The following is an 11067-nucleotide window of genomic DNA, read 5'->3' as shown; positions in this document are numbered from 1 at the left end:
TCATTCTTCTTTTCGTTCTATTGTTACGCGGCTTGCTGACTTTGCTTTTGTTCCTGTGGCTCGCGATCCTCGCCTTCGATGTCAGCGCGGCTTTGATTGTCCAACGCATTGGACCGGTCTGCATTCCAGGCCGTACGGGCGGGGATTTTGGCAAGGTTGATCCGGTCTTTGTAACGCGATGATATCTCTATCGTATCGTCGAGCAGGCCGGCGGCCAGCAATATGGGATCAAGGCCCAAAGCACGCAAATGTCTGTTGCTGACATTAAGGTCATTTTCTTCCGCTTCCTTGCGCGGGTTGGGAACATAGGCGATTTCAGCGCCAGTGAGCGACGAAACCAGCTGCGCCAGTTCCTTGACACGCAATGTTTCCGCAACCTGGTTGAGGATTTTGACCGGGCTCCCGGTTTCCGGCGGATTGTTGACGGCTAGTTCAACGCAGCGAACGGTATCCTGAATGTTAATGAAAGCGCGGGTTTGACCACCCGTGCCGTGCACTGTCAGCGGATGGCCGACGGCGGATTCAACCAAGAAGCGGTTCAAGACCGTGCCATATTCACCATCATAATCAAACCGGTTGACCAGCGCAGGATGGCGCCGGGTCTGATCGGTCTGCGTACCCCAGACGATGCCCTGATGGAGATCGGTAATGCGCATCTTGTCGTTGTTCGCATAAAATTGGAACAGCAACTGATCCAGAGATTTGGTCAGGTGATAGACACTGCCGGGACTTGTCGGATAGAGAATATCGCGCTGATGCCTTTTTCCTTCGTCATCAGCCACTTCTACTGGAAGATATCCCTCGGGTATTTCAAAGCCTGCACCGGAATAGCCGTAAACACCCATGGTCCCCAGATGCACCAGATGGGTGTCCAGTCCCAGATCGTTCAGAGCCACGAGAACATTATGTGTCGCCGAAATATTATTGTCGACGGTATAGCGTTTTTCTTTCGCGCCGCGCATCGAATAAGGTGCAGCTCGCTGCTCGGCAAAATGTACAATTGTGTCAGGCCGCAGATCTTCTAAAAAGTCAGAGAACTCCTGATATTCCTTGGCAATATCGATGACTGCATAGTTTATCCGGTTTCCGGAAACTTCTTCCCACGCCTCGACACGAACGTCGATTGGCTCAATCGGTGTCAAGCTACGGATGCCGAGCTCAAGGTCGATCCTCCGACGCGACAGATTGTCCAGGATTGTGACGTCATGACCTATGGATGAAAGATGCAAAGCAGTCGGCCAACCACAGAATCCGTCTCCGCCAAGCACAAGTATTTTTTTGCCGTTCATAAGATAGGGCCCTATTCTTCAAATATTATTGTTCAATCGGGCTAGTATCCCGGCCAGTTACTACTGGAGCGCAATAACTCTCTGCGCGTCATTGATCTGTAGATTTCTGCTCGTCACAACAAGGGTAAATTACATTCCGTTAGACTTGTTTACATTTGAGAATTCCGGTGTGACGCTCGCTCAATTCATCAATTGTGAAGATAAGTCGTTGTAAACTTATTACAATTTCTTGAGAATCAATAGCCGTTGACTTTTCAGGGCCATATCAGCTTAACCTTGGACATGCGACAAGATACCAACTTGATGGAGCAGGTCTTCAACCGCAGGCATATGTTGCGCGGTACGATCGGTACAGGATTCGCGCTTTGCTGCCCGCTTCCGGCTCTCGCGGCCGCCAGCCCCGACAGCTCACTGGCCGCTATTGCCGCAACCCGCGGCATTTCATTCGGGAGCACGGTATCGACGCGATGGCTCGGCAATGAAAAATTGACCCGGCTTATCATTCGCGAATGCGATACCATCACGACAGAAAATAGCCTGAAATGGAAATATCTGGAACCCGAGCGGAATAATCGGGAGAGCGCACCGGCTAAGGCTCTGGCGAAATTCGCAAGGCACAACGGCCTCGATACGCGCGGGCATTGTTTCATATGGAATCATGATGAACGCATGCCTGCATGGATCGTCGAGATGGCCGACGAATTGCGCCGCGGCCGACGATATCCGTTGACCAGACGCATGTGGCGGCATGCTGCTTATCTTGGCCGGACATTCCCTGCCATCACATCCTGGGATGTCGTGAATGAGGCCATCAACCCGCGTAATGGGCAGATCCGACACTCGGCTTTGAACCGGATGATGGGTGAACGCTTTATCGATCTCGCTTTCAAAATGATGAAAGCAAAAGCGCCCAAGGCGCAGCTGGTTTACAATGACACGATGAACTGGGAGGCATCGCCATTGCATCGTGACGCGCTGTTGCGACTGCTTGAGCGGCTGCTGTCGCGCAATGTTCCGATTGATGCCTTGGGAATCCAGAGCCACCTCGGCAATACGCTGGGGAGGCCGCGGGATGAAATTGGCTGGCGGCTTTTCCTGCAGGAAATCAAAGCCATGGGTCTGGATATCATATTGACCGAACTTGATTGCAGCGATCGCAATATAGACGATCCGGATCCCGTCCGCCGCGACGCAGAGACCGCCGCATTTACCAAAGGCTATCTCGATCTGACGCTGGACTTTACCAATGTGAAACAGATAATCTTATGGTCTTTGACCGACGGGACCAGCTATATGAACCGCCCCGGCTATCCGGACTATAAACGCCGCGCCGACGGTCTGGCGTTGCGGGGACATCCCTATGATGATCGCTGGAAACCGAAAAAAATGCGCACGGCCATCGCCGATGCATTGCTGTCGGCTCCGCAACGTCAATAATTCTGCCACTTAACGCGCCAACGCGGCCGGAATAAGCTTGGGGCTGTCGCCCGAAATAGCATATTGTCGGTTCAGCCGATCGTTATGACCGGGGATCGGCTTTTCCTTTATCACTCGTTATCCCCTTGCCACCGTCCAGGCTTTTCCCGCCAAGTTCTCTCTGAACGCATTTCTCGAACAGTTGCTGCTCGCGAGAGGAATTGTCATTTGCGACGCGGATGCTTTGGCTTCCGTCCCCGGGTGCCTTTCTGCCGACAGACATATTGAGTTTGCTCAGCAACATCTGGCAGCTATCTTTGCACGCGACCAGAACCATCGCCGGACATGAGCTTCTCTACTTCCGGAACCGTGACCCGGTTGAAATCGCCCAATATGGAATGTTTCAGGCAGCTTGCTGCCACCGCGAACTCGAGCGACTGTTGCTTGTCGTCATAGGCGTTCAGGCCATAGATCAATGCCGAAGCAAAGCTGTCGCCGCCGCCAACCCGATCGACAATATCGGTCAGTTCATAATGCCGGGACAATTTGAAACCCTGTTCCCGGTCGCGCAGGCAGGCAGACCAGCCGTTGCGGTCGGCGCTGTGGCTTTCCCTGAGCGTGATCGCGATGGTCGACATGTCGGGATATAGTTCCAGCACCTTTTCCGACAGCGCTTCATATTTTTTTGTGTCGAGCTCACCGGTTTCAACGTCGACATCGACGCTGATGCCGAGAGACTTCTGGCAATCTTCTTCATTGGCAATGCCGACATCTACATATTTGACCAGTTGGCTCATCACTTCGGGCGCGCTTTTGCCATATTTCCAGAGTTTGCCACGGAAATTGAAATCACAGGAAACGGTCAGGCCTGCCTGTTTTGCCGCCTTCACGCATTCTATACTGAGATCAGCAGAATCCTGGGTCAGCGCTGGCGTGATACCGGTAATGTGTAACCATTTTGCGCCATCGAAAATGCTGCCCCAATCGAAATCCCCGGGCTTGCACTCGCTAATAGACGAATGGGCACGGTCGTAAATAACCTTGGACGGGCGCTGGTTGGCGCCGGATTCGAGAAAATAGATCCCGACCCGTTCACCCGAGCGGCGGACATGGGACGTATCCACACCGAAGCGTTTAAGCTCGCCAATCGCCGAAGCGCCGACATCATTGTCCGGCAGTGCGGACACAAATCCAGACGACAGGCCGTAATTGCTAAGCGCAACGGCCACATTGGCCTCGCCGCCACCAAAGGTTGCTTCAAACGAGGGTGACTGGAAAAATCGTTCGTGCCCCGGGGTTTTCAACCGCAGCATGATTTCGCCAAATGACAAATATTCTGCCATATCCAAATTCCTTATGGTCTAGAGGCACGTGCGAGAGCGACAGCTTCACGAGCCAGCTTGGTGATTGCATCGTAATCGCCCGCGTCGATCGCCGCTTTGGGCGTGAGCCAGCTACCGCCGCACGCAATTACGGAAGGCACGGCAAGAAATTCGTCCAGATTCTCTGCGGACACCCCGCCTGTCGGCATGAAACGCATATTGCGAAAGACCGAGCTCAATGCCTTGAGCATCGGCACGCCGCCAGCGAGCTTGGCGGGAAAGAATTTCACCGTTCCGAGACCGAGATTATGGGCCTGTTGCACTTCGCCCGGGGTCATCGTTCCCGGGAAGACCGGGAGATCATTTCCCTTGCAGAAATTGACCACCGCGTCGACCAGTCCCGGGCAAACAATGAACTGCGCGCCGCGGGTAGCAGCTGCCTTCGCATCGTCAGCGGTCAAGATTGTTCCCGCGCCAACAATGATGCCCGAAGTCTCCGCGATAATGGCTTCCATGCAATCGAGCGCCGCGTCGGTACGGAGGACGACTTCGATCACATCGAGACCGCCCGCCTGCAGCGCTTTTGCAGTCGCCACCGCAACCGCAGGGTCACTGGCTTCGATCAGGGGCACCACCGGCGCAGCGGCAAATTTCGCCTCTAATATCTGGTTCGTTTCGCTGGTCATTGTCCGTCGTCAGATAATTTGAGACATATGGCGGTTTAAAATAGGCGAGTATTTGGTTCCATCTGGTTGGTTGATATTAGGCGGCGATCTTGCGGTATTGCAATCGCCTTTGTTCGATGGTTTTTCGTTTGATCCTTTCTCGTTGTTTGATGATAGATTCTGCCCTGCCGAAGTAGGCATCGGCGGGTGTGACGTTTTTCAGGCTCTCGTGATAACGTTGGTGATTATAGTGCTCGACGAACGCCTCGACCTGCGCTTCGAGATCGCCGGGCAGATAATAATTTTCGAGCAGGATGCGGTTTTTGAGGGTCTGGTGCCAGCGTTCGATCTTGCCCTGGGTTTGCGGATGGAACGGTGCACCGCGAACGTGGCGCATCTTCTTGTCGGCCAGATAATCCGCAAGTTCACCCGCAACGTAGCTTGGCCCGTTGTCCGATAGCAGGCGCGGTTTGTGCAGCACATGCGCCTGCCCGCAGCCTGATGCCTCAAGAGCCAGCTCCAGCGTATCGGTGACATCTTCTGCGCGCATGGTCGTGCACAGTTTCCAGCTGATTATATAGCGGCTGTAGTCATCGAGGATCGTCGACAGGTAATACCAGCCCCAGCCAATGATCTTGAGGTAGGTAAAATCAGTCTGCCACAGCTGGTTGGGCGCCGTTGTCTTGTCCTTGAACTCGCTGGCGGCCTTCATCACGATGAAGTTCGGGCTGGTGATCAGGTCGTGGGCCTTGAGCAGGCGGTAAACGCTGGCCTCCGACACGAAGTAGCGCTGTTCATCGGTAAACGTCACCGCCAGCTCGCGGGGCGATAGCTCGCAGCGTTCCAGCGCCATATCCAGGATCTTGTCCTGCACCTCCTCCGGGATCCGGTTCCATGCCCGGCGCGGACCGGGACGCCGATCTTCTAGCGCCTCTTCGCCGAACCGCTGGTACAGATCATACCAGCGGTAGAAGGTAGGCCGGGCGATGCCCAGCCTGTCGAGCGTCTGCTTGGCAGGCAGATGGCTTTTCTCGACCAGCCTGATGATCTCGAGCTTTTCTGATGCAGGATATCTCATTCTTCGCCTTCCCCATCCCCGATCATGCTTTTTTTAAGCAGACGCATCTCAAGCATCTGTTCAGCGACAACCTCCTTCAGATCTCGGGCTTCCTTACGAAGGTCGCGCACCTCATCAGTATTGGCAGCGCGGGCAGTATCGCCAGCCAGCCTGCGCTTGCCAGCCTCCATGAAGTCCTTCGACCATTTGTAATACACGCCCTGCGCGATACCCTCACGGCGGCATAGCTCGGCAATGCTATCTTCGCCGCGCAGACCCTCCAGCACGATCCGGATCTTCTCTTCCGCGCTATACTGTTTGCGGGTCGCTCTGCGGATATCTTTGACCACCCGCTCCGCGGGGGCTTTCGAGTGTTTTGGTTTCATTTCCGTTCCTTACAGTCACTGCAATGAAACCAAAACACTCGCTTATTTTATGCAGCCAGTCTGTCTATTGAATGCTGACGGGGGACACCGGCCCAATTCCACGCAGATTCGCATGTGAACCTGAATTAATGTTGTTGTTGATCAGACCGCCACCGCTACCAACGCCTGGATTTTGACCTCCGCTGAAGTTCTGCGGCAAGGATCGGATGGCCTCGCCAAGATCGACCTGTCCGGCTGCGATTATGGCTTCTTGGCCCAGCGTGATGACATCGCCTGCAACCGCTGCGCCCCGGATCCGCGAACCCGTTACGACAATGGTCCCACTTTGATCTGGTGTTATATTGTCATCGGCACCTGCAGGATCGGGCATCCCTTCCTGTGCATTTGCTTTGTCCGTTACTGCCTCCTGGGCAGCAACTGCTTGCGTTGCGAAGGTAAGCGCTGTTCCGGCCAACAAGGCTGAAAATATATGTTTGTGCTGCATCAATATCTCCCTGATCGTTTTTCCGGCCAGCATTTTAAATTTTGGCCATGCAGGGATAGACGCAGAGATTGCCGGCGACCTTAGTTGCAGATGAAACTTTTTTTGAATTGCCTAAACCGCTTCGCCGAGCGCGATGCGAATATGCGACAGCGCTTTCATCATATGATATTCAACGGCAGCCATCGAGATATCGAGAGCGTAGCGAATGTCGCGATATGCCATCTCGTCGAACCGGTGCATGACGAATATCGTGCGCGTCCTTTCAGGGAGCTGCGTCAGCGCGCGTTCAAGGCTTAGTATCAGGTCGGTGGCCTCAATCTCATGCTCCTGTTCGGCGGCGCAGTGCGCGTCGCGCGCCTCGTTCAGTGGCAAAGTTACCACTCTGCACTGCTGCCGCCGCGCGGCATCAATCAGCAAATTCCGGGCGATGCATAAAAGAAAGCCGCGGGGATTGATGAGGCTGGACAGTTGCGGACTGGTGGCCGCGCGCAGGAACACCTCCTGCGCAATATCACATGCCAGCTCGGGTCCGACCCGGCTTTTGAGAAAGCGGATCAACCCATCGCGCTCATGGCGGAAAATTGTCTCGAGTGTCTGTCGCGCCGCATCATCGGGTCGACCTGACTTGCTGCAGTTACCCCGCTCAGGGAGCGCCTCGTCTGTCCGGCTTTCTCGGACATGTGTCTTATGCATGGAACCATCACACTGGCGAGATCAATCATCCCCGCAGCAGATGCAGAGAGTTAAGATTACCAGCGCTACGCCGCCGTTCAGGCTTCTGGCGAAGCCCTTATTCGGTTCGGCCCCCGGTCCATTATCGGACCAGCGTGAATGATGGTTGGCGGATTTTGTCCGCGCAGCCTTCGCCAAGTTTCAGACTGCGTGAAGTTTTTCTAACAAAACAGGAGGTACTGTGCAAGTATCGCTTTCCCTATTCAAGCAAGCATGATTGTCCGCTAATCACTTGCAGCGATGCAAATGTGACTGCGGTTATCGAGGAAAGACGAGGCCTGGCAAGATCATTGTAGGAGTTCGATGAGCGCCGAAGCTTTCTCGCGTCGCCGCTGATGATATAGGTGCAATTTGTTGCGTAATCCGGCCTTTTGCTCAGTCGAAAGCTGCTCCAACTCCTCAATCTCTTGCAGAGCATCGGGAAATGCCAGCGGGTCTTTCATCCGCACGGCATGCATCCGCTCGTTAAGCGAACGTACGGTTTCAATGATAATGATATTTCCGGAAAGGGAAGCGATGAAGTCAAAGAACGAGCCTACCCTGTCAGCATAGGTGCTGTTTTCAGACTTAAATTGTGCATCGCTCAAGTGTTCCGACCGGTCAACAAGCGCTAATTCGAGAAGCGCGCCATTGACTGCGAGCATATCGCGAAGGGCCTTTTCGCTAATGTGTGGAACACGGTAGCCCTCTCCCGGTTTCATATCGACCAGCCGCTCACCGACTAGCCGGTTCAGACAGTCCCTGACTGGCGTCATGCTGATCCCAAGCTCATCTGCCAAACGCAAGGCTTCGAGCTTTTCACCCGGCGGCCAAACCCCTTCCATCAGCATATGCTTCAGCTTTTTGCACGCGGGTTCGAGAACGTGCGCCGGACTCATGGCGCAAAACGTTTACTGTCTGCAAATTCGCGAACGGCGGCTTGCTGGTCCGCTCTCAGCGCATCTGTGGCACGGGGAAAGGCCGGCACAATGTCATGCAAGAGTGTCGAGGGGCACTGTCCTTCGTAATTGCCGAGATTGGGTCGGTGCTGCGTATATCCTGCAAGTTCGGCAATGTCGGGATCAAAATCCTTCGCGATATGCGGCGGGTAGGCAAGCCAGAGATTTTCGTAGGGCTTCAACCAGCCCAGACTGTAACCGATCACGACGGCGCGCCTGACATCATCCGACCGGTTCGCGCCGGCTCCATGGATCGTAGAACCGAGAAAGCAGATCGCCGACCCCGGCCGGCATTCTGCGACCATCGGATCCGGGAGTTGTTCCAGCGATTCGACGCTTTGTTTGTGCGTTCCAGGGTAGAGTCTGGTTGCGCCGTTCACCTTGGTAAAGCGACTGAGTGGCCACATGACGTTCAGCAGATATTGCTGGCCGCCTTTATCTCCCGGCCACATATCCTGATCGCAATGCGGGAATTGCTCAATCTCACCGGGGTGGATCTCGATGGCCTGCGCAACATTGAGCTGGATGCGCTCACAGGCCGGTTTCAAAATCGTTTCCGCAAGCGCCATGATTGTCGGCTCGCGAACCAGATCTGCAGCAAACCGGGATCGCCGCAGGAGGCTACCAAAGCGCTTGGTGCGATATCCGTAAAAATCACCGTACCCGAATGGCGTCTGCTGAAAATCCCTCTCGAGATCGGCCTCCAGATTCCCAAGGGTCGACTGGGGAAGCAGATCGGGAATTATGCAATATCCAACGGACGCGAGTTGATCCAGCCATTGATCGGTTTCTACAACGTAGGTCATTGCAGCCCCGCCATTTCGGTGGACTGATATCGCGGCGGTGAATAGATTCCACTATCCTGGAGTTGCGGAATCGTCTGATCATCAATTTCGATGTGGAGAGCAATGAGCAACTCGGTGCCAATCAAGCGCTGCGGCCCAAGCGCGCGGCATTTCCATCCGAACCGCGAGATTTGGCGGAACCACTGCATATTGGCAACGGCCGTGTAATCGGTGATATTCCAACGCAGCGCATGATCCACGAGCGCCGACACGAGCTCGTTACGCGTCCTGCCCCGCTCCGTCCGGTAGAGCGCGGGGTCAATGCAGAACCGCGTAATTTCTCGTGTTTGCAGACCTGACGGGATATTCCCCTCGCATAAAGACGGAAATAGCTGCCCTAGTATATGCGAACGATCAGTGCGCAGCAGCCGCGCGGACGCCCGGTGATTTGCGCTTTCATCGGCCAAAACAAGATATACCGCCTCGGATGTATCAAATTGGTCGACTTCGAACCGACCGTCGAGAACCGGCACATCCCATTTCAGAAGATCGACAAACACCCTTTTTCTGGCCTCGAACATAGACCGAAGAGCAGGATCCGATTTGTGGAGCACGGATTGGGAGGAATTGAGCAGCATAGAGTTGACCTGTCATGTTGAAGATGAAGACATGACACCAGCTTGCGCGAATAGACTCTATACCAAGAAATGGGGATAGCAATGGGCGCGTCGACAGGAAAACTTGGCCGCCGGTAAGCACGGCCAAAAAAGTCCCAGTTCAGCTTCTGACATATCCCTGCCACTTGAAGACATCTCCAAAGCCGATCAGCCCATCGAACATCGCTGCAAGGATCAGGGACTGAGAGCAGTGCACTTCATATCGTTCGCGCGCCATCTTCAGATGTTGAATTACAGTTTCGGAGCTAATGCCCAGAATGATAGCAGTCTCGGCAGCAGTTTTGCCGCGGGCGACCCACAACAGGCATTCTCGCTGCCGATCGCTTAATCTAGGGAGTGCAACTGGCCGCGCCATGCCACTGATCTTCAGCGCGGTAGCAAGCGCTAGCGTACCAAGATATTCCGCAACAACAAGCCACCGATGCGGCAGGCTCCTGTCGGGCGCAACCGCAAATGTGAATGTGCCTTTGGCCATACCCGGTAGATGTCGCGGTATGGTAAAGCCGTCGCCAATGCCGCATTCCCTGCCGACGGCGAGCATTTGCCGATCGCCTCGCGTCAATGGGATGAGTTGACCGATACCTTCCCATGCGAAACCGGCAAAAGCCTTATCGCATGCTCGTCGGACCGGGTCGCGGCCGGCAAGATCGAAACTCGTGTATACTTTCGCCCATTCATCGGGATAATCGTGCAGCAGCATTTCGGTATCAGCGTCGTCACTCGTTCGGGCTTCAAGTGAGAGGGCGAAGTGATCAAAGCCCATTCGCTGAGAAGCCCGTTTGAGCGCATCTTTCAATTCATTCGCCGTTTTGATTTCAAAAAATGAAGCGCCAAACTCCTGAGCAATCCGAACACGCATTAATCAACCGTTCGATTTAGCGGTGCGTCACCAACACGCTGCCGTTCAATCGCCTGGTTATCCGGGCCGGCAGGTTCCAATCCGCTTTTCCGGTTTGTTTAAGCCTATATTCCGAGCGAGCGCTGCGACCCCTCTATCGATACTGGCGTACGCACTGCTACTTCGGAAACCATGCAACTAATCTAAATAAAATCAGCAAATTATCAATATTATTACCGTTTCTGTCAAAGTAGGACATCGATTTACCCGCATGTCTTATTCAAATTAACGAAGATGAGCATAGGCTGATGTTTGGAGCAACGCCCTATAACCGTGCCGCAGTAGATGATGTGCTACGCTCACCAGACGTTGCACGTGTCGCCGTTCGGATGATGATTTCCATTTTATTGCTCGCCCCAGATCAGATCTTGGATAACTGGTCTTTTCGCGAACCCAGCAGCGGAACGCCGATCGGCTT

11 protein-coding genes and 1 pseudogene are annotated in these 11067 nt (G+C 54.3%); 1 reads left to right on the top strand and 11 read right to left on the bottom strand.

The window, feature by feature from the left end; all coding sequences use genetic code 11:
* Positions 1-23: 23 nt before the first annotated feature.
* On the bottom strand, positions 24-1289 hold the full coding sequence (locus ACWFTY_RS05175) for an NAD-dependent epimerase/dehydratase family protein (RefSeq protein ID WP_447526306.1): 1266 nt from the start codon (positions 1287-1289) through the stop codon (positions 24-26).
* Between the two features lie 282 nt (positions 1290-1571).
* Between ACWFTY_RS05175 and ACWFTY_RS05170 the strand changes: the two genes are divergently transcribed.
* On the top strand, positions 1572-2726 hold the full coding sequence (locus ACWFTY_RS05170; RefSeq protein ID WP_447526305.1) for an endo-1,4-beta-xylanase: 1155 nt from the start codon (positions 1572-1574) through the stop codon (positions 2724-2726).
* Between the two features lie 290 nt (positions 2727-3016).
* On the opposite strand, the gene ACWFTY_RS05165 is transcribed toward ACWFTY_RS05170, so the two are convergent.
* The 10 genes and pseudogenes from ACWFTY_RS05165 to ACWFTY_RS05120 form a co-directional block, all read right to left on the bottom strand.
* Positions 3017-4048 (bottom strand): PfkB family carbohydrate kinase, encoded by a 1032-nt coding sequence (locus ACWFTY_RS05165; protein ID WP_447526304.1) that lies wholly within the window; start codon positions 4046-4048, stop codon positions 3017-3019.
* A gap of 11 nt (positions 4049-4059) precedes the next feature.
* Positions 4060-4713, bottom strand: coding sequence for a bifunctional 4-hydroxy-2-oxoglutarate aldolase/2-dehydro-3-deoxy-phosphogluconate aldolase (locus ACWFTY_RS05160; protein WP_447526303.1), 654 nt, complete (start codon positions 4711-4713; stop codon positions 4060-4062).
* A 76-nt stretch (positions 4714-4789) separates the two neighbouring features.
* Positions 4790-6135 (bottom strand): IS3 family transposase gene (locus ACWFTY_RS05155; protein ID WP_447524529.1). Its coding sequence is split into 2 segments (ribosomal slippage): positions 4790-5803 and positions 5806-6135, totalling 1344 coding nucleotides; the frame shifts between segments, so codons are not numbered across the junction.
* A gap of 64 nt (positions 6136-6199) precedes the next feature.
* Entirely contained in the window at positions 6200-6652 is a 453-nt protein-coding gene (locus ACWFTY_RS05150) for a hypothetical protein (RefSeq protein WP_447526302.1), read from the bottom strand.
* A 78-nt stretch (positions 6653-6730) separates the two neighbouring features.
* On the bottom strand, positions 6731-7312 hold the full coding sequence (locus ACWFTY_RS05145; RefSeq protein WP_447526301.1) for an RNA polymerase sigma factor: 582 nt from the start codon (positions 7310-7312) through the stop codon (positions 6731-6733).
* A 326-nt stretch (positions 7313-7638) separates the two neighbouring features.
* Complete coding sequence (locus ACWFTY_RS05140; protein WP_447526300.1) at positions 7639-8229, bottom strand: GntR family transcriptional regulator; 591 nt, start codon at positions 8227-8229, stop codon at positions 7639-7641.
* Positions 8226-9095 carry a phytanoyl-CoA dioxygenase family protein gene (locus ACWFTY_RS05135; RefSeq protein WP_447526299.1) on the bottom strand — a complete coding sequence of 290 codons (870 nt, stop codon included), beginning with the start codon at positions 9093-9095 and terminating at the stop codon, positions 8226-8228. The genes ACWFTY_RS05140 and ACWFTY_RS05135 overlap by 4 nt, the downstream gene beginning before the upstream one ends.
* The gene (locus tag ACWFTY_RS05130; protein WP_447526298.1) at positions 9092-9712 is read right to left on the bottom strand and encodes an acyl-homoserine-lactone synthase; all 621 of its coding nucleotides are present in this window, start codon (positions 9710-9712) and stop codon (positions 9092-9094) included. The genes ACWFTY_RS05135 and ACWFTY_RS05130 overlap by 4 nt, the downstream gene beginning before the upstream one ends.
* Before the next feature lie 139 nt (positions 9713-9851).
* Positions 9852-10610 (bottom strand): LuxR family transcriptional regulator, encoded by a 759-nt coding sequence (locus tag ACWFTY_RS05125; RefSeq protein WP_447526297.1) that lies wholly within the window; start codon positions 10608-10610, stop codon positions 9852-9854.
* A gap of 264 nt (positions 10611-10874) precedes the next feature.
* Positions 10875-11012 (bottom strand): annotated as a pseudogene (locus ACWFTY_RS05120) (DNA -binding domain-containing protein); the annotation flags it as partial.
* Positions 11013-11067 lie beyond the last annotated feature (55 nt).

It is taken from the genome of Parasphingorhabdus sp. NYA22, from assembly GCF_976973735.1.
Note: the sequence above shows the minus strand (reverse complement) of the source record. Positions and strands in the feature narration are given on the sequence as shown.